Source organism: Tistrella bauzanensis (assembly GCF_014636235.1).
GTDB lineage: Bacteria > Pseudomonadota > Alphaproteobacteria > Tistrellales > Tistrellaceae > Tistrella > Tistrella bauzanensis.
The window spans coordinates 44,824-62,065 of record NZ_BMDZ01000013.1 but is presented as its reverse complement, the minus strand read 5'-3'; the positions used below and the strand labels follow the sequence as shown (position 1 = coordinate 62,065).

17 protein-coding genes are annotated in these 17,242 nt (G+C 67.5%); 5 read left to right on the top strand and 12 right to left on the bottom strand.

The window, feature by feature from the left end; all coding sequences use genetic code 11:
• Positions 1–37: 37 nt before the first annotated feature.
• The 5 genes from IEW15_RS07915 to IEW15_RS07895 all read left to right on the top strand — a co-directional run bounded on the left by IEW15_RS07915 (position 38) and on the right by IEW15_RS07895 (position 5,689).
• Positions 38–1,036, top strand: a complete 999-nt coding sequence (locus IEW15_RS07915) for an ABC transporter substrate-binding protein (RefSeq protein ID WP_188576547.1) — start codon at positions 38–40, stop codon at positions 1,034–1,036.
• A 368-nt stretch (positions 1,037–1,404) separates the two neighbouring features.
• Complete coding sequence (locus tag IEW15_RS07910; RefSeq protein ID WP_188576545.1) at positions 1,405–2,304, top strand: ABC transporter permease; 900 nt, start codon at positions 1,405–1,407, stop codon at positions 2,302–2,304.
• Between the two features lie 2 nt (positions 2,305–2,306).
• The gene (locus IEW15_RS07905; protein ID WP_188576544.1) at positions 2,307–3,101 is read left to right on the top strand and encodes an ABC transporter ATP-binding protein; all 795 of its coding nucleotides are present in this window, start codon (positions 2,307–2,309) and stop codon (positions 3,099–3,101) included.
• Positions 3,102–3,182: 81 nt separating this feature from the next.
• Entirely contained in the window at positions 3,183–3,818 is a 636-nt protein-coding gene (locus tag IEW15_RS07900) for an NUDIX hydrolase (RefSeq protein WP_188576542.1), read from the top strand.
• 164 nt (positions 3,819–3,982) lie between these two features.
• Complete coding sequence (locus IEW15_RS07895) at positions 3,983–5,689, top strand: NHL repeat-containing protein (RefSeq protein ID WP_188576540.1); 1,707 nt, start codon at positions 3,983–3,985, stop codon at positions 5,687–5,689.
• Positions 5,690–5,726: 37 nt separating this feature from the next.
• Here IEW15_RS07895 and IEW15_RS07890 read toward each other — a convergent pair whose 3' ends face one another.
• The 12 genes from IEW15_RS07890 to hpf form a co-directional block, all read right to left on the bottom strand.
• Positions 5,727–6,335, bottom strand: a complete 609-nt coding sequence (locus IEW15_RS07890; RefSeq protein ID WP_188576538.1) for a septation protein A — start codon at positions 6,333–6,335, stop codon at positions 5,727–5,729.
• Complete coding sequence (gene ftsY / locus IEW15_RS07885) at positions 6,332–7,285, bottom strand: signal recognition particle-docking protein FtsY (RefSeq protein WP_188576536.1); 954 nt, start codon at positions 7,283–7,285, stop codon at positions 6,332–6,334. The genes IEW15_RS07890 and ftsY overlap by 4 nt, the downstream gene beginning before the upstream one ends.
• On the bottom strand, positions 7,282–8,742 hold the full coding sequence (gene mtaB, locus IEW15_RS07880; RefSeq protein ID WP_188576534.1) for a tRNA (N(6)-L-threonylcarbamoyladenosine(37)-C(2))-methylthiotransferase MtaB: 1,461 nt from the start codon (positions 8,740–8,742) through the stop codon (positions 7,282–7,284). The genes ftsY and mtaB overlap by 4 nt, the downstream gene beginning before the upstream one ends.
• A gap of 49 nt (positions 8,743–8,791) precedes the next feature.
• Complete coding sequence (gene dapF, locus IEW15_RS07875; protein ID WP_188576533.1) at positions 8,792–9,700, bottom strand: diaminopimelate epimerase; 909 nt, start codon at positions 9,698–9,700, stop codon at positions 8,792–8,794.
• Positions 9,701–9,739: 39 nt separating this feature from the next.
• A complete protein-coding gene (locus IEW15_RS07870; protein ID WP_188576530.1) occupies positions 9,740–11,818 on the bottom strand; it encodes a sensor histidine kinase in 2,079 nt (692 codons plus the stop codon).
• Positions 11,819–12,059: 241 nt separating this feature from the next.
• Complete coding sequence (ahcY, locus tag IEW15_RS07865) at positions 12,060–13,355, bottom strand: adenosylhomocysteinase (protein ID WP_188576528.1); 1,296 nt, start codon at positions 13,353–13,355, stop codon at positions 12,060–12,062.
• Between the two features lie 240 nt (positions 13,356–13,595).
• Positions 13,596–13,931 carry an HPr family phosphocarrier protein gene (locus IEW15_RS07860; RefSeq protein WP_188576526.1) on the bottom strand — a complete coding sequence of 112 codons (336 nt, stop codon included), beginning with the start codon at positions 13,929–13,931 and terminating at the stop codon, positions 13,596–13,598.
• Positions 13,932–13,934: 3 nt separating this feature from the next.
• On the bottom strand, positions 13,935–14,342 hold the full coding sequence (locus IEW15_RS07855) for a PTS sugar transporter subunit IIA (RefSeq protein WP_188576524.1): 408 nt from the start codon (positions 14,340–14,342) through the stop codon (positions 13,935–13,937).
• An 85-nt stretch (positions 14,343–14,427) separates the two neighbouring features.
• Positions 14,428–15,384 carry an RNase adapter RapZ gene (gene rapZ / locus IEW15_RS07850; RefSeq protein ID WP_188576522.1) on the bottom strand — a complete coding sequence of 319 codons (957 nt, stop codon included), beginning with the start codon at positions 15,382–15,384 and terminating at the stop codon, positions 14,428–14,430.
• Positions 15,381–15,821 carry an HPr kinase/phosphorylase gene (locus IEW15_RS07845; protein ID WP_229707918.1) on the bottom strand — a complete coding sequence of 147 codons (441 nt, stop codon included), beginning with the start codon at positions 15,819–15,821 and terminating at the stop codon, positions 15,381–15,383. The genes rapZ and IEW15_RS07845 overlap by 4 nt, the downstream gene beginning before the upstream one ends.
• 116 nt (positions 15,822–15,937) lie before the next feature.
• Positions 15,938–16,402, bottom strand: coding sequence for a PTS IIA-like nitrogen regulatory protein PtsN (gene ptsN, locus IEW15_RS07840; protein WP_188576518.1), 465 nt, complete (start codon positions 16,400–16,402; stop codon positions 15,938–15,940).
• A gap of 170 nt (positions 16,403–16,572) precedes the next feature.
• The gene (gene hpf / locus IEW15_RS07835) at positions 16,573–17,172 is read right to left on the bottom strand and encodes a ribosome hibernation-promoting factor, HPF/YfiA family (RefSeq protein ID WP_188576516.1); all 600 of its coding nucleotides are present in this window, start codon (positions 17,170–17,172) and stop codon (positions 16,573–16,575) included.
• Positions 17,173–17,242 lie beyond the last annotated feature (70 nt).

Here is a 17,242-nt window from a genome sequence, read left to right as displayed (position 1 = left end):
TGGCGGCATCAACGATATCAGGGAAGGGCGTCAGTTCATGACCAGTCTCACTCGTCTGCGCAGCCTGCGCGGCACCCGTGTCGCGGCATCGCTTGCCGCGCTGGCCATTGCGGGTCTGGCCGCCGGCTCCGGCGTCGCCGCCGAGACCAAATCGGTCGCGATCACGCAGATCGTCGAGCATCCGGCGCTGGATGCGACCCGCCAGGGTGTGCAGGACGCGCTGAAGGCGGCCGGCTGGGAGGTCGGCAAAAACCTGGAATGGGACTATCAGAACGCCCAGGGCAATGTAGCGACCGCCGGCCAGATCGCGCGCAAATTCGTGGGCGACGGCCCGGACGCCATCGTTGCCATCGCAACCCCCTCGGCCCAGGCGGTGGCGGCCGCCACCCGCGACATCCCGCTGGTGTTCTCGGCCGTGACCGACCCGGTCGGCGCCAAGCTGATCAGCAACATGGAGAAGCCCGGCGGCAATGTCACCGGCGTCTCCGACCTGTCGCCGATGGGCAAGCATCTGGAACTGATCACCCGCATCACCCCCGACGCGAAGCGGCTGGGCGTGATCTACAACCCCGGCGAAGCCAATGCCGTGGCGCTGGTGGATCTGATCGAGAAGACCGCCGGCGATTACGGCATGACCGTGTCGAAGGCCGCCGCGACCAAGTCGAGTGACGTGCTGACCGCAGCGCGCTCGCTGGTCGGCAAGGTCGACGTCATCTATGTGCCCACCGACAACACCGTGGTCTCGGCGATCGAGAGTGTGGTGAAGGTGGGCCAGGATGCCGACATCCCGGTCTATGCCGGCGATACCAATTCGGTCGGTCGTGGCGCCATCGCGGCGGTGGGCTTCAACTATTACGACGTCGGCTATCAGACCGGCGAGATGGTTGCGAAGATCCTGGGCGGCGCCAATCCTGGCGACATTCCAGCCTCGACGGTCGAGAAGCTGGAACTGTACCTGAACCCCGGTTCGGCCAAGGAGATGGGTGTCACCATCCCCGAGGCGGTGATCGCCGATGCCAAGGAAGTCGTGAAGTAAGCGGCGTCCGACAACAGGCATGCCAGCCGAACGCCGCCATGGAGCCTCCATGGCGGCGTTCGCGGTTGGGGCTCCGCTATGGCAGCGGCAATCGCAGAGGTTTCATCATTGGATGACGCATCGGCGAATTGGTTTCATTTGTTCTACAGCTCTGGTATGGGTTTCGCGGACGGCTTGCGGTGGTTCGGGGGATCGGCTACCACTGCCTGAAGCGCCGCCCCGGATCGGAGCGAGACGCGGAGATCGGGGGATATCCGCGCCGGGGCGTGTTCTGTTCCGGAAAACATGGCAGACGGGAATGCCTGCAACATGGTGCATGTGAGCCATCCGGTGCGGATCTGCGCCGGCAGCCCCGGGGGAGGGGTGCTATGAGCATGATCGCCTGGATGGGCGCGATCGAGACCGGCTTCGTCTATGGGCTGGTCGCGCTGGGCGTCTATCTGTCGTTCCGCATCCTGGATTTTCCCGACCTGACGGTCGACGGCAGTTTTCCGCTGGGTGCGGCGGTTTCGGCGACGGCGATCGTCAATGGCTGGGATCCGTTTCTGGCGACGGCGGTGGCGTTTCTGGCCGGCTGCGTCGCGGGGTCGATCACCGCCTGGCTGAACGTCAGGCTGAAGATCCTGAACCTGCTGGCCAGCATCCTGATGATGATCGCGCTGTATTCGATCAATCTCAGGATCATGGGCCGGCCGAATGTGGCGCTGCTGGGCGAGACCACGGTGCTGACGCCGTTCGAGGCGCTGGGCCTGCCCTATTACCTGATGACACCGCTGGTCTTCGGCGTGGTGGTGATCATCGCCATGCTGCTGCTGGTGCGGTTCCTGAACAGCGAGATGGGTCTGGCGATGCGCGCCACCGGCGCCAATGCCCGCATGGCCCGTGCCCAGGGCATCAACACCGCCGCCATGACCCTGACCGGCATGGCGCTGTCGAACGGGCTGGTCGCCGTGGGCGGGGCACTGTTCGCCCAGTCGCAGGGCAGCGCCGACGTCACCATGGGTGTCGGCACCATCGTGGTCGGGCTGGCATCGGTGATCGGCGGCGAGGCGGTGATGTCGACCCGCACCATCGGCCGGGCGGTGCTGGCCTGCATCGTCGGCGCCATCCTGTATCGGGTGGCGGTGGCGCTGGCGCTGAATGCGGGCTTCCTGGGGCTGACCGCATCGGACCTCAATCTGGTCACCGCCGTGCTGGTGGCCGCGGCCATGGTGCTGCCACGGATGCTGGCCCAGCGCCGGCGCCCGGCCGCGCGCGGGAGATCCTGATCATGATCGAGGCACGCAGCCTGCACGTGACCTTCAACCCCGGCACGCCGCTGGAAACCCGCGCTCTGCGCGGGCTGGACCTGACCATGGCCGAGGGCGAGTTCGTCTGCGTGATCGGATCGAACGGCGCCGGCAAGTCCACTTTCCTGAACGCGCTGTCGGGCGAGGCCTCGGTCGATGAGGGCCGGATCGTCATCGATGGCACCGATGTCACCCGCTGGCCCGCACGGCGCCGCGCCGGGCTGATGGCGCGGGTGTTCCAGGATCCGATGGCCGGCACCTGCGAAAAGCTGTCGATCGAGGAGAACCTGGCGCTGGCCTTCGCGCGCGGCACGACGCGGGGGCTTGGCCGGGCGGTGCGCGCCGACCGCCGCGACCGGTTCCGGGCCGCCCTGAAGCGGCTGGACCTTGGGCTCGACAAGCGGCTTGGCGACAGGATGGGCCTGCTGTCGGGCGGTCAACGCCAGGCGGTGAGCCTGCTGATGGCGACCTTGCAGCCGATGAAGATCCTGCTGCTGGACGAACACACCGCGGCGCTCGACCCGCGCACCGCCGATTTCGTGCTGGAGTTGACCCGCGACATTGTGGCGGAGGGCCGGTTGACCACGCTGATGGTGACCCACAGCATGAAACAGGCGCTGGAGATCGGCTCACGCACCGTGATGCTGCATGAGGGCCGGGTGGTGTTCGACGTCTCAGGCCCCGAGCGCGAGGGGCTGAAGGTCGAGGATCTTCTGGCGATGTTCAAACGCGTGCGCGGCGAGGAGTTGTCGGACGACGCGCTGCTGCTGGGCTGAACACTTGAACCGCCCCGGCGGCGCTGTCACTGTTGTTGCCTGATCGTCCGTTACTGTTCCGCCCGCCGGAGGCATCGTCCCTTGGAATTCTGCTCAGCCTGCGGCGGCCGCATCGCCCGACGTATCCCGCAGGGCGACAGCCGCCCGCGCCATGTCTGCACCGCATGTGGCACGATCCATTACCGCAACCCCAACATGGTGGTGGGGGCGGTGTGCGTCTGGGAAGACCGGGTGCTGCTAGCGCGCCGGTCGATCGCCCCGCGCGAGGGTTTCTGGACCGTGCCGGCGGGCTTTCTGGAGCTTGAGGAAAGCACCGCAGATGGCGCGCTGCGCGAGGTGTTCGAGGAAGCCGGCGCCCGCTGCACGGTCGACCGGCTGCTGGCGGTGTATGACATCCCGGAAATCCATCAGGTTCAGATCTTCTATCTGGCGACCATGACCCGCCCTGAGATTTCGGCCGGGATCGAGAGCGTCGAGGTGGGGCTGTTCACCTGGGACGAGATCCCGTGGGGCGAGTTGGCCTTCCCGACGGTGAAGGCGGTGCTGAAGGACTGGCAGCGCCTGCGCGATGGCGAGGCGGTTTCCCGCCGCGACTTCATCCGCCCGAAGCCGCCGGTGACCCTGCCCGACGACCAGAAAACCCCCGAGCAGGCCACCGACCCCGAACGCCCCAGCGAGCCGGTCGCTGAGACCGAGACGCCGCCGGCGATGGCCTGAACCGCCCGCCGTTGAAACACCACATCAATCGAACGCTTTATCAAAACGCCGTTTCAGACAACCCACTGTCTGGCCGGGTGAGACAAATCCTGTGCATGATCCAGGTGTGGAGAAGCGGGTGGCATTGACCGCCCGCCCCGGATCACCCGCGGAGGAAATGTCTGATGTCTTGTTATACGAAACAGTTGCGGCGGCTTGGCTGCGGCGTGTCGCTGGCCGTGCTTGCCCTGGCGGCACCTGAGCTGGCGGCGCCGGCCTTGGCGCAGGGCAGTGCGGCGCCGATCGCCGAATGGCAACTTGATACCGTCATCCAGCCCTCGCCCTTCCGGGGCGTGCACGGGCTGGCGGTGGCGCCCGACGGATCGGTGCTGGGTGGCAGCGTCGTGGGGCAGCAGATCATTGCCATCGACCCCAAGACCGGCGCCAGCCGGGTGATCGTCGACCGGCCGGCCGGCCAGGCCGACGACATCGTGATCGCGCCCGACGGCCGGATCGTGTGGACCGCTTTCCTGTCGGGCGAGGTGCGCGCGACGCCGGGCTCGGCGCTCACCGGCGGCGGCGCGCCGATCCAGGTGCTGGCGACCGGCCTGCCGGGCATCAACTCGCTGGATTTCGATGATGGCGGGCGGCTGTATGCGACCCGGGTGTTCCTGGGCGATGCGCTGTACGAGATCGACCCGACCGGCGCCACCCCCGCGAAACAGCTTCTGGAGGGCATGGGCGGGCTGAACGGCTTCGAAATCCAGGGTCGCACCCTGCGTGGGCCGCTGTGGTTCAAGGGCGATCTGGCGGAAGTGAACCTGGACGCACCGGCGGTGAAGGTCATCGCCAGCGGCTTCAAGGTGCCGGCGGCGGCCAATCTGGAGGCCGACGGCCATCTTCTGGCGCTGGACACGGTGACCGGCGAGGTGAAGCGGGTCGACCCGGCGACCGGCAGCGCCACCGTGCTGACCACGCTGAACCCGGCGCTGGACAATCTGGCGGTGGCGCCCGACGGCACGATCTATGTGTCGAACATGGCCGAAGGCGTGATCTATGCGGTCGATCCCAAGACCGGCAACCACAAGCCGATCAACACCGGCGGTCTGGCGGTGCCCGGCGGTCTGGTGGCCGTGACCACGCCCGGTGGCGGCACGGTGCTGCATCTGGCCGATCTGTTCGCCTATCGGACCATCGATGGCGACAGCGGCGAAGTGGCCGATGTGGCGCGCGCCTATGCCAGCAATCTTGAAAACCCGATGAACGCCAATGCCGATCTGGGCCGCATTCTACTGACCAGTTGGTTCGCCGGCGGCGTGCAGATGTTCGACCCCGCGACCGGGGCGGAGCTTGGCCATGTCAACGGGCTGGCGGCGCCGATGGACGCGCTGATGGCTGATGATGGCCATCTGCTGGTGGTGACCGCCGGCGGCACCATTCAGCGCGTGGCTCTGGATGGCGGCGCAGCACCAGCCGGTCAGGCGCCGGTGGTGGAGCATCTGGCGATGCCGACCCGGATGATCTGGTCCGGTCCGGAGCGCAGATCGGTCTATGTGGTGGAAACCGGGGCCGGACGGATCGTGGAAGTGCCGGTCGACGGGCAGGCGCTGCGGGTGGTGGCCGGTGGGCTGGATGCGCCCGAGGGTCTGGCCATGTTGCCCGATGGCCGGCTGGTGACGGTGGAAACCACCACCGGCCGGGTGCTGGCGCTGGACCCGGCCACCGCCACCGGCGAGCTGATCTCGACCGGATTGAAGGGCCGCGTGGGGCTGATGGGCACCGCCGGCATGCCGCCCGCCTATATCCCCACCGGCATCGCGGTGGACGACAAGGGCCGGGTGTTCATCGCCGGTGACAATGACGGCAGCCTGACACGCCTGACGCCGCGCTGATCGCGGCCGGCATCGACGAACGACACGAACGTGATGCTCAGTCCTGGCCGTCGGCGATATCGCCGGCGGCCAGGCTGTGCCGCTGGATCAGCGGCACCTGCGACATGCTGAACACCAGCGTCAGCGGCATGATGCCGAACAGCTTGAACCCGACCCAGAAATCGGTGGAGTAATTCCGCCACACGACTTCATTGATGATCGCCAGCAGCAGGAAGAACAGCCCCCAGTTGCGGGTGATCTTCAGCCAGCCGGCATGATCGAGCAGGAAAGCCCAGCCGACCAGCGGCTTCAACAGCGGCCGGCCGAAGGCGAGCCCACCCAGCAGGATCACGCCGAACAGGGTGTTGACCACAGTCGGCTTGATCTTGATGAACAACTCGTCGTCGAAGGCCAGCGCCAGACCGCCGAAGCCCAGCACGAACACGCCCGAGACCAGCGGCAGGATCGGCACCCGCCGCTCGCGCAGCCACGAGACGGTCAGCGCGATGGCGGTGGCGGCCATCCAGCCGGCGGTGCCATACATCAATCCGAAGCGGGCATTGAGCACGAAGAACACCACCAGCGGCCCGGCTTCCAGCACCAGCCGGGCGAGCCCGGTACCGGCGCTGGCCGGCGCTTGCTGCTGCGTTGTCTTAGGCTCGGTCATCGCTCCGGTCCTTCCAGTCCGACCAGGGCGCGCGCGAAGGCCCGGGCCTCGAACGGCTTCAGGTCATCGATGCCCTCACCGACACCCACGGCATGCACCGGCAGGCCGAAACGGTCGGCCAGCGCTACCAGAACGCCGCCCTTGGCGGTACCGTCCAGCTTGGTCAGCACCAGCCCCGACAGCGGCACCATCGACTTGAAGGTTTCGACCTGATTGATCGCGTTCTGGCCGGTGGTGGCATCCAGCGCCAGCACGATATCGTGCGGCGCACTGGCGTCGACCTTGCCGATCACCCGGATGATCTTCTGCAACTCGGCCATCAGCCCGGCCTTGTTGTGCAGCCGGCCGGCGGTGTCGATGAATACGATGTCGGCACCCTCGCGCCGGGCACGCTCCACGGCATCATAGGCAAGCCCGGCCGCATCGGCGCCGGTCTCACGCTTGAACACCGGCACCCCGGCGCGCTGACCCCAGATTTCAAGCTGTTCGACCGCAGCGGCACGGAAGGTGTCACCGGCGGCCAGCAGCACGCGGCGCCGGTCGGCGGCCGCGGCGGCGGCCATCTTGCCCAGCGTGGTGGTCTTGCCGGTGCCGTTGACGCCCACCATCACCACCACCCGCGGCCCGCTTTCGGCCCGGCTGAAGGCCAGCGGTATGGCCACCGGTTCCAGGATCCTGGCGATCTCGTCGGCGAGCAGCCCCTTGATCTCGTCGAGCCCCAGATCCTGGCCATAGCGACCCTTGCCCATCGCCGCCGTGACCTTGGCGGCGGTGACGGGGCCCAGATCGGCCTGGATCAGCAGCTCTTCCAGCTCTTCCAGGGTCTCGGCGTCGAGCTTGCGCTTGGTGAAGATCCCGGCGAGACCGTCGCCGATCCTGCTGCTGGTCTTGCGCAAGCCCGCCTTCAGGCGCGAAAGCCAGCCGCCCTTGCCCGTCTGCTCCTCGCTCAAGCAGTAGCCCTCCCTGGGATGTGCCGGTCCGCGGCATGGTGGTGGTCGGGGTGGCCGGCGCCAAGGATGTCACCGGCCAGGGTTTCGGTATCGGCGCCGGTGACGCGGATGGTGGTGATGCTGCCGGCCAGTGCCGGGTCGACCGGCTGGTTCAGCCGCACCAGGGCGAAGCCCTCGCTACGGGCGGTGACCGGGGTTTCGATCAGCACCGGCAGATCGCGGCCGATCTGGCCGCCCAGCCAGCGGGCAAGGCCCCGGGCACCGGCTTCGCGCAGCAGGCGGGCGCGCTCACGCCGGATGGCCACCGGCACCTGCGGCATGCGCGCGGCCGGGGTGCCGTTGCGGGCGGAATAGGGGAAGACGTGCAGATGCACCAGCCCCATATCGTCGATCAGCGTCAGGCTGTTCTCGAACATGGCGTCGGTTTCGGTGGGGAAGCCGGCGATCAGGTCGGCGCCGAACACGGCATCGGGGCGGATGCGGCGGACAGCCTCGGCGAAGGCGACCGCCTGGGCACGGCTGTGGCGGCGCTTCATCCGCTTCAGGATCATGTCGTCGCCAGCCTGCAGCGACAGATGCAGATGCGGCATCAGCCGGGGTTCTTCGGCCAGCGCCTGCATCAGTTCCGGGTCGATCTCGGCTGAATCGATCGACGACAGCCTGAGCCGGGCCAGATCGGGCACCAGCCGCAATACCCGGCGCACCAGATTGCCCAGGCTGGGCCGCCCCGGCAGATCGGCACCATAGGAGGTGATGTCGACCCCGGTCAGCACGATTTCGGCATAGCCGCGCGCCACCAGCTCGCGCACCTGCGCGACCACCTCGCCCACAGCCACCGAGCGGCTGTTGCCGCGGCCATAGGGGATGATGCAGAAGGTGCAGCGATGATCGCAGCCGTTCTGAACCTGCACGAAGGCCCGCGCGCGGCCGTCCAGCCCCTCGACCAGATGGCCGGCGGTGTCGCGCACCGCCATGATGTCGTCGACGAAGATCCGGGCCGGCTCGGTGCGGCCGATAAAGGCCGGCACCGGCGTGGCCGTGGCGCCGGGAATGGCGGCGGCTGTGGGCACAGGGGCCGCGCCGGCAGCCGTCAGGGCCTGATTGAACCGCTCGGGCTTCAGCTTGTCGTCATTGCCGAGCACGGCGTCGACCTCGGGCATGCCGGCCCAGGCGTCGGGGGCGATCTGGGCGGCGCAGCCGGTGACGATGATCCGGGCATCCGGATCGTCGCGGCGCGCGCGGCGGATCGCCTGTCGGGCCTGACGCTCGGCCTCGGCGGTGACCGCACAGGTGTTGAACACGATCGTCCGCCGCCCATCGGCCGCGTCGTCACCGGTGGCGGCACTGCCATCCTCTGCCGATATCCGGGCATGACCGCGCATCACCTCGCTTTCATAAGCGTTGAGGCGGCAGCCGAAGGTGATGATCCGCAGCGGATCGTCGGTCTGGTCGGTCATGACGGCATGCGATCGGAAGCGTGTGAGGGATCGGCAAGGTGTGCGGGGATCAGGCAAGCAGCGACGGGTCGAGTGTCCCCTCGAAGCTGGTCGCGACCGGCCCCGACATCAAGACGCGATTGTCATCGGTCCAGGTGATGGAAAGCGGGCCTCCATCCAGCACCACCTGAACCGTGCGGCCGGTGAGGCCGCGGCGGATGGCGGCGATGGCCGCGGCACAGGCGCCGGTACCGCAGGCGGCGGTGATGCCGACGCCGCGTTCCCACACCCGCATGCGGATGCGGTCGGGGCCGATCAGGTGCACCACCTCGACATTGGTGCGCCGGGGGAAAGCCGGGTGATGTTCCAATGGCGGGCCCAGCCGTTCAAGATCGACGGCTTCGGCATCGTCGACGAAGAACACCACATGCGGATTGCCGACATTCACCGCCACCGGATCGGTCAGCGGGCCTTCCGACACCCCATCCAGACGCAGGGTATCGGCCAGACGCAGGGTATCGGCCAGATGCAGAGTATCGGCCGGACCGGACAACGGGATCTGCTGCCAGTCGAGCCGCGCCGGGCCCATATCGACCGTGATCAGCCCCGCCGCGGTACCCTCGCCGTCGGCACTGGCCAGAAGATGGCCGGCGGCGGTGGCGATGGTGGTGCGGGCGAGCCCGGTTTCGGCCATCAGCAGAAAGCCCACGCAGCGCGTGGCATTGCCGCAGGCCTCGACCTCGCCGCCATCGGCATTGTGGATGCGCATCACCGCATCGGCACCACCCGCGGCGAGCGGGTCGTCCTCGGCCGGATCGATCAGGATGAACTGGTCGCAGCCGACCCCCAGCCGCCGATCGCTGATCCGGCGGATCTGGCGGGCGTCGAGCGCCAGGCCGCGGGCGGGGCCGCTCCGCCGGTCGATGACCACGAAGTCGTTGCCGAGCCCGTGCATCTTGAGGAACGGGATCCTGTTCATGACTGCGATCTTATAGGACCGCCCCGAAAGCGCGTCCAATCAATTCGGGCCATGGATTTCAGCCGCTTGACCGGTGATTTCATCGGGAACGGTACCGGCATGCGGCTCCACCAGCGCCTCGGCCGGCAGCAGGCAGGTGACTTCGGCGCCGCCACCCGCGGCATCGCCGATCAGGATATGGCCGCCGTGAAGCTCGATCAGGCTGCGCGCCAGCGGCAGGCCCAGCCCGACGCCTGCCTTGCGCTCGCCCCGCCGCCGGCGCCAGAAGCGCTCGAACACCTGCTCGCGCTCGTTCTCCGGGATACCCGGCCCTTCATCGGCGATGGTGATGGCAACCATCACGGGCGCATCGGTGTCGGCAACCGCGCCGGCAACGGCTGCCGCAACGGAACCGGGCGCCGGTTCGGCGCCGGGGGTGACGAGCCGGGCCTGTATCCGCACATGGCTGTCGGATGGCGTGAAACGCAGGGCGTTGCCCAGCAGATTGTACAGCGCCTGACGCAGCCGGAGCCCGTCGGCCATGATGACACCGGTCTGCGCCGGACAATCGAGGTCGATGGCGACCGAGGCGGCGCGGGCGCGCTGGCGGGCCAGATCGGCCACCGATCGCAGCAACTGGCAGACATCGACCGGGCGGCGGGTGAGAGTGACGTCGCCGGCATCGATCGAGGCCAGATCGATCATGTCGTTGATCAGCACCAGCAGGTGTTCCGAGGCATGAACGATGTCTTCGGCATAGCCGCGCTGGCGCAGGTTCAGGGTGCCGGCCATCTCGCTGGCCAGAAGCTGGGCGAAGCCGATCACCGAATTCAATGGTGTGCGCAACTCGTAAGAGACATGGGCCACGAATTCCGATTTCAGCCGGTCGGCTTCCGCAAGGGCCGTGGCCCGATCCCGCAATGCCCGTTCCACCCGGATGGTATCGGTGACATCGGCGATCGAGATCAGCGCCGCGCCATCGGGTAGCGGCGTCCCGGCGACCAGGAAGAAGCGGTCGTCCTGGAGTTCCAGCATGACCTCGCCACGCTTGCGTTCAGCCAGGGCATCGGTGACCACGCCGCGCAGCAGGCCCACATCTTCCGCGCGCGCCATCAGCGGCCGCGCCGCCTGGGCCACCCGTTCCAGCGGCGCCTCGGCCAGCCCGCGCCCGGGATCCAGCCCGCGCCCGGGGTCAAGATCCAGCAGCCGGCTGAAGGTGGAGTTGACCAGACCCAGCCTGCCATCGGCACCGATCACCGCCAGACCTTCGGCCAGACTGTCGATGGTGGCGCGCTGGACCGCGATCAGGGTGTTGTACGATCGCTCCAGCGCCAGCCGGTCGCTGACATCCTCGTAGATGTGCACCAGCCCGCCCTGGCGATGGGGTGCGATGATCACATGCAGGGTGCGGCCGTCGGGCAGATGGACCAGTTCCTCCATCGGCGCGAACAGGCTGGTATAGAAGGCCAGACGGTCGCGTTTCCAGGCGGGGAAATTGACCACTTCCGGCAGGCGCCGGGCTTCCCGCAGCCGCTCCAGCACCTCGGCCTCGCGCGGGCGCTGGTCCAGGAAGGCGGCATCCAGCTGCCACAGCCGGGCAAAGGCGCCGTTCCAGAAATTCAGCCGGGTGTCGGCACCATAGACGGCGATCCCGCTGGTGACGCTTTCGAAGGCCTCGATATAGCCGGCCTCGGCGCGTTCGAGCTCGGCTTCGGCTTCGGCGAGGGCGGTGGTGTCGAGGGCGAGACCCACGGCCGGACGCTCGCCCGCAGGCGGCAGTTCGATCACCTCGAACACCCGGCGGTTGCCATGGGTGACCAGGGCACGACGTTCGCGCAGTGGCGTGCCGCGATCGCGGGCGTTGCGTGCCAGGGCGCGGGCCTGGCCGATCAGGGCGCGGGTGGCAAGCTCGGGCCCGCCGCCATCATCGTCCATCGGCCCCAGGCTGTTGAACGCGGCGTTATGTCCGGCGATCTCGTTGCCGACCCCGCGCCACCAGACCGGCAGCGGCAGCGCATCGAAGACATGGGTCAGCAATTCTGCGCGGGTCGACGCGGCGTGGGATTCAAGCCGGGTGGTCGAATGCAGCCGGCGCTCCGCGGCGAGTTCTGCCTCGGCGCGGTGGGCCCGGTCAGACATCTGGCGGAAGCGGGCCCGGGTTCTGAACACGATCATGACGAGACCGGCACAGAGGACGACGAGCGGTGCTATGACGATCAGATCCATGGGCCAGAGTGTAGGCCATGCGCGCGCACGGCCGCAATCACGGCCACGATGGCCATGGCAGATCGGGAACCTGAACGCAGATCGCCGCCGCGGGGGTGATCCCTGCGGCGGCGATATGGCTTGAGTGACGGGTGTCAGACCCGGGCTGTGGCGGTCAGTAGCGATAATATTCCGGCTTGAACGGGCCCTCGGCGGGGATGCCGATATAGGCGGCCTGTTCGGCCGACAGCTTGGTCAGCTTCACGCCCAGCTTTTCCAGATGCAGCGCCGCGACCTTCTCGTCGAGATGCTTGGGCAGGGTGTAGACCTTCCTGTCATAGGCGGCGGCGTTGGTCCACAGCTCGATCTGGGCCAGCACCTGATTGGTGAAGGACGCGCTCATCACGAAGCTGGGATGGCCGGTGGCGCAGCCCAGGTTGACCAGCCGGCCCTTGGCCAGCAGGATCAGGCGCTTGCCATTGGGGAAGCTGATCTCGTCGACCTGCGGCTTGATCTCGTTCCACTCGTAATTCCGCAGCGCCGCGACCTGAATCTCGCTGTCGAAATGACCGATATTGCAGACGATCGCCCGATCCTTCATGTCACGCATGTGATCGAGGGTGATGATGTCGACATTGCCGGTGGCGGTGACGAAGATGTCGCCCTGAGGGGCCGCCTCTTCCATGGTGGTGACCTGATAGCCGTCCATGGCGGCCTGGAGCGCGCAGATCGGGTCGATCTCGGTGATCAGCACCCGGGCGCCCTGGCCGCTGAGTGCCTCGGCCGAGCCCTTGCCGACATCGCCATAGCCGGCGACGACCGCGACCTTGCCGGCCAGCATCACGTCGGTGGCGCGCTTGATGCCGTCGATCAGGCTTTCGCGGCAGCCATAGAGGTTGTCGAATTTCGACTTGGTGACGCTGTCATTCACGTTGATCGCCGGGCAGGCCAGCTTGCCCTGCTTGGCCATCTCATAGAGCCGCAGCACACCGGTGGTGGTCTCTTCCGAGATGCCGCGGACATCCTTGATCAGATCGGGATACTTGTTGTGCATGATCAGGGTCAGGTCGCCGCCATCGTCCAGGATCATGTTGGGCGTCCAGCCATCGGGCCCCTGAATGGTCTGCTCGACGCACCATTCATACTCCTCCTCGGTCTCTCCCTTCCAGGCGAAGACCGGGATGCCGGCGGCGGCGATGGCGGCCGCGGCCTGATCCTGGGTCGAGAAGATGTTGCACGACGACCAGCGGATCTCGGCGCCCAGCGCGATCAGGGTCTCGATCAGCACGGCGGTCTGGATGGTCATGTGCAGGCAGCCGGCGATGCGGGCACCGGCCAGTGGCTTGGCCGCACCGTATTCGTCGCGCAGCGCCATCAGGCCCGGCATCTCGGTTTCGGCCAGCGAGATTTCCTTGCGGCCCCACTCGGCGAGGCTGATGTCCTTGACCTTGTAGTCGGTGAACGTGGTCATCGAGGGCGCTCCATAAATGCGGGCGGTGCAAAGGTCATTCGGGCGGTGCCAGGGCCAGATGCGGCTGCGGGCAAACCGAAATCCGGACGCACGGAGCCTCCCGCACGACCATCAGGTGCATCCGTTATAGCCCCGACCGCCGCCCGGCGGCAAGGGAATATAAAGCTATCTTTATATGGTAATATGCAGAGCGTGCGGTTGCATGCGGTGGGTGCCGTTGCCACCCACTGCGGCATAAGGTTATTCGTCTTCCTCGAACCGCGCGGCGACCAGGGCGACCAGGGTGTCCATGGCACGGGCGGCGTCGGGGCCGCTGATCGCGATGTCGATGGTGCAGCCGGGGCTGGCGGCCAGCATCATCAGGCCCATGATCGACCGGCCCGACACGGTCTGGCCGCTGCGGGTGACCTGGATGTCGGAGGTAAAGCTGTCGGCGGTCTTGACGAATTTGGCCGCGGCGCGGGCGTGCAGCCCGCGGCGGTTGACGATTTCAACCGTGCGGGTCAGCGGTGCACCGACGCTTTCCGCCGGCGCGCCGGACCCATCTGTCCCCTGTCCCCCGATCCCCACCCGCATGGCTCAGCGACCATCGCCGGCGAGCAGGGTGCTCGCGACATTGATGTATTTGCGCCCGGCATCCTGGGCGCTGACCACGGCCTTGGCCAGCGGCTCGGTCTCGCGGACGCTGGCGAGCTTGATCAGCATCGGCAGGTTCACACCCGCGATCACCTCGACATGCGCCCGGTCCAGGATCGAGATCGCGAGGTTCGATGGCGTGCCACCGAACATGTCGGTCAGCACGATCACCCCGTCACCGCCATCCACTGCCGCCACGGCATCGATGATGTCCTGGCGGCGCTTCTCCATGTCGTCATCGGGGCCGATGCAGATGGCACGCATGGCTTTCTGATGGCCGACAACATGTTCAGTGGCGGCCACGAACTCATCCGCAAGCCGGCCATGCGTCACCAGTACCAGACCGATCATCGGTTCTGTCGTCACCTTGGTTGCGGAGGGTGCTGTGGCGGGGATCCCCCCGGCGCCTGACGGCCCCGGGCCACGGCCCCTCGTTTCAGGATCGATGCTGCGTCCCAGGCGGCACCGGCCGCAATCCGCCGGGTTCCGGCAGGTCGCGATGGCGTACTGTAACCCGCCACCCGTCCCGCCTCAATTGCTCTGCGAGACGTTCGGTCACGAACACTGATCTATGCTGGCCGCCGGTGCAACCAATGGCGATGGTGAGATAGGATTTACCCTCGCGGGCATAGGCTGGCAGCAGCAGGCGGATCAGATCGAGGCTGCGATCAAAAAACGCCCCGAACAGCGGATCGGCCGCCACATGGGCACCGACGGCGGCATCGAGGCCGGTGAGCGGGCGGAGCAACGGATCGTAATGCGGATTGGACAGAAACCGCACGTCGAGCACCAGATCGGCATCGCGGGGCAGGCCGCGACGGAAGCCGAACGAGGTGACGGCAAGCTGCAGACCGGGCGAGCCGCCGAAGGCGAACAGTTCCGCCGCCCGGCGCCGGAGGTCGGTGAGGCTGAATTCGCTGGTATCGAGCACGACATCGGCGCGATCGCGCAAGGGCTGGATCAGCGCGCGCTCGTCGCGGATGCCATCCTCGACCGGCCGGTCATCGGCCGCCGACAGTGGATGCCGGCGGCGGGTTTCGGTATAGCGGCGATAGAGCACCTCGTCGTCGCAGTCCAGATAGACCATGGTGGTGACGAGGCCCGGCACACGGGCGATCTGCGCCAGCGACTGTTCGACCGCCGCCACATCGAAGCCGCGGGTGCGGACATCGATGCCGATGGCCAGCGCATCGCCCGGGGCCATCGCCTCCACCGCCGGCGCCACCAGCCGCACCGGCATGTTGTCGATGGTCTCGTAGCCCAGATCCTCGACCGATTTCAGCAGCGAGGTGCGCCCGGCGCCCGACAGGCCGGTGATGATCAGCAGCCGGGCCGTGGAGGCCGCTGCAAAGGCGGATGAGGCGGCAGGATCCGGACGGCTGTCGATGGTCATGCATGCCTCCGCGCGGGCTCGATCTCGGCCGAGAGTGCCGCGCGCAACCGGGCGGGGGCCGATGCCTCCACCGCCACCAGGTCGATCACCGGCACCGCGATGCCGGCCAGATCCAGATGGCGCCGGCCGGGCAGGCGCTCGATCGGGTGGCCGGGCGGTCGCAGTTGCGCCACCAGCCGCACCGGTGCCTGATCGGCAGCACCGACCCTGAGGATGCCGACGCCCCGGACCTCGATCAACCCGAAAAGCGCACGTGGCGCGCGCGCGACCGGCCAGCGGTCATCATCCGTCGCGGGCGGGCTGATGATCACGCGGTCGTCGGCGACGAGCTCGGCGCCGGCATCGATCAGCCGCAGGGCCAGATCGGATTTGCCGACACCACTGTCGCCGATCAGCAGCACACCGGCGCCGGCGATCCGCACGCAGGTGGCGTGCATGCTGGGAAGGGGTGCCTCTGGCGGGACGGCTGCGGGGGGGCCGGTTCCGGTCGACATAGGCGGCGCTGTCCAATATGGATGGGCCGATGCGGGGGGCGATCCGCCCGGAGCCGGGATCAGGCGGCCTTGCTGGAAGCGTCGTCGATCAGCAGTGCATAGAGGGCATCGGCGGTGTCGGAGCCGCGCAGCTTGTCGCAGACCCGCTCGTCGCGCAGCAGCCGCGATACCCGCGCCAGCGCTTTCAGATGATCGGCCCCGGCCGATTCCGGGGCCAGCAACAGAAAGATCAGGTCGACCGGCTGGTCGTCGACGGCATCGAAATCGATCGGCCGTTCCAGCCGGGCGAACAACCCCTGAACCCGCTCCAGCCCGGCAAGCCGGCCATGCGGAATCGCGACGCCGTTGCCGACGCCGGTGGTTCCCAGCCGCTCGCGTTCGAGCAGGGTTTCAAAGATGGTTCGCTCGTCGATGCCGGTAAGTTCCGCCGCACGCTGCGACAGATCCTGAAGAACCTGCTTCTTGCTGCTGGACTTCAGGGATGCGAAGACCCCTTCGGCGCGCAGCAGATCCGCGATCTCCATGACAACAACCTCTTGTCGGAAAGCCCGTGGCCCTGGTCTGAAGATGCGCCAGGGCTCAACAGTGCCGGGGCTCCGAAGTGATTGGCGCCGGGGAACGGTCCCATGTCTGGTCCCTGCCCCCCGGTTGCCGCGCTCCGGGGCAACCGGCCCCGAAGCGGTGGCCGGGACGGTCAATCCGGAATGCGCGGATCCACCCAGCCGATATTCCCGTCGTCGCGCCGATATACAAGATTGAGGCCGCCATGTGCCTTGTTCCGGAACAGCAGCGCGCTCTGATCGGCGAGGTCCATGTGCATCACCGCCTCGCCCACCGTCAGCGACAGGATCGCGGTGTCGGTTTCGGCGATGACCACCGGGTGGCCGGTGGTCGCGTCCTCACGCTCGACCGGCTCGTCCTCCTCGGCGGCCAGAACGTAGGCGCGGGCCGGGATGGATGCAAATGAATTCTGTGCAGCCTCGGCCCGGCCGTCGTTGCGGTGATGATCCCTGAGCCGGCGCTTATAGCGTCGAAGCTGCTTTTCTGCGCGATTCAGCGCCTGATCGAAGGCGACATAGATCTCGTCGGATTGACCCGATGCCTTCATCATCACGCCACGCCGGGCATGAACGGAAATATCGCAACGGAACAGGTGCGCATCGCGACCGAAGGCGACCTGGGCATCGATGGCGTCGTCGAAATACTTGCTGACACCGCGATCCAGTTCTTCGGCAACGTGGCTGCGCAAGGCATCGCCGACGTCGATCTGCTTGCCTGAAACGGTAAGCTGCATGGTCCCTCGCCTGTCGCTTGTCCGCGGGCCGGCCACGGGGGGCCATGACGGATGGCAGGCTGCCGACCGT

Coding starts and splice junctions, on each gene's coding strand:
- IEW15_RS07915 (WP_188576547.1), top strand. CDS start 38: ATGACCAGTCTCACTCGTCTGCGCAGCCTGCGCGGCACCCGTGTCGCG.
- hpf (WP_188576516.1), bottom strand. CDS start 17,172: ATGCAGCTTACCGTTTCAGGCAAGCAGATCGACGTCGGCGATGCCTTG.
- mtaB (WP_188576534.1), bottom strand. CDS start 8,742: ATGACCGACCAGACCGACGATCCGCTGCGGATCATCACCTTCGGCTGC.
- IEW15_RS07860 (WP_188576526.1), bottom strand. CDS start 13,931: ATGCGGGTGGGGATCGGGGGACAGGGGACAGATGGGTCCGGCGCGCCG.
- IEW15_RS07890 (WP_188576538.1), bottom strand. CDS start 6,335: ATGACCGAGCCTAAGACAACGCAGCAGCAAGCGCCGGCCAGCGCCGGT.
- IEW15_RS07870 (WP_188576530.1), bottom strand. CDS start 11,818: ATGTCTGACCGGGCCCACCGCGCCGAGGCAGAACTCGCCGCGGAGCGC.
- rapZ (WP_188576522.1), bottom strand. CDS start 15,384: ATGACCATCGACAGCCGTCCGGATCCTGCCGCCTCATCCGCCTTTGCA.
- IEW15_RS07845 (WP_229707918.1), bottom strand. CDS start 15,821: ATGCACGCCACCTGCGTGCGGATCGCCGGCGCCGGTGTGCTGCTGATC.
- IEW15_RS07895 (WP_188576540.1), top strand. CDS start 3,983: ATGTCTTGTTATACGAAACAGTTGCGGCGGCTTGGCTGCGGCGTGTCG.
- IEW15_RS07855 (WP_188576524.1), bottom strand. CDS start 14,342: ATGATCGGTCTGGTACTGGTGACGCATGGCCGGCTTGCGGATGAGTTC.
- ptsN (WP_188576518.1), bottom strand. CDS start 16,402: ATGGAGATCGCGGATCTGCTGCGCGCCGAAGGGGTCTTCGCATCCCTG.
- IEW15_RS07910 (WP_188576545.1), top strand. CDS start 1,405: ATGAGCATGATCGCCTGGATGGGCGCGATCGAGACCGGCTTCGTCTAT.
- IEW15_RS07905 (WP_188576544.1), top strand. CDS start 2,307: ATGATCGAGGCACGCAGCCTGCACGTGACCTTCAACCCCGGCACGCCG.
- dapF (WP_188576533.1), bottom strand. CDS start 9,700: ATGAACAGGATCCCGTTCCTCAAGATGCACGGGCTCGGCAACGACTTC.
- ahcY (WP_188576528.1), bottom strand. CDS start 13,355: ATGACCACGTTCACCGACTACAAGGTCAAGGACATCAGCCTCGCCGAG.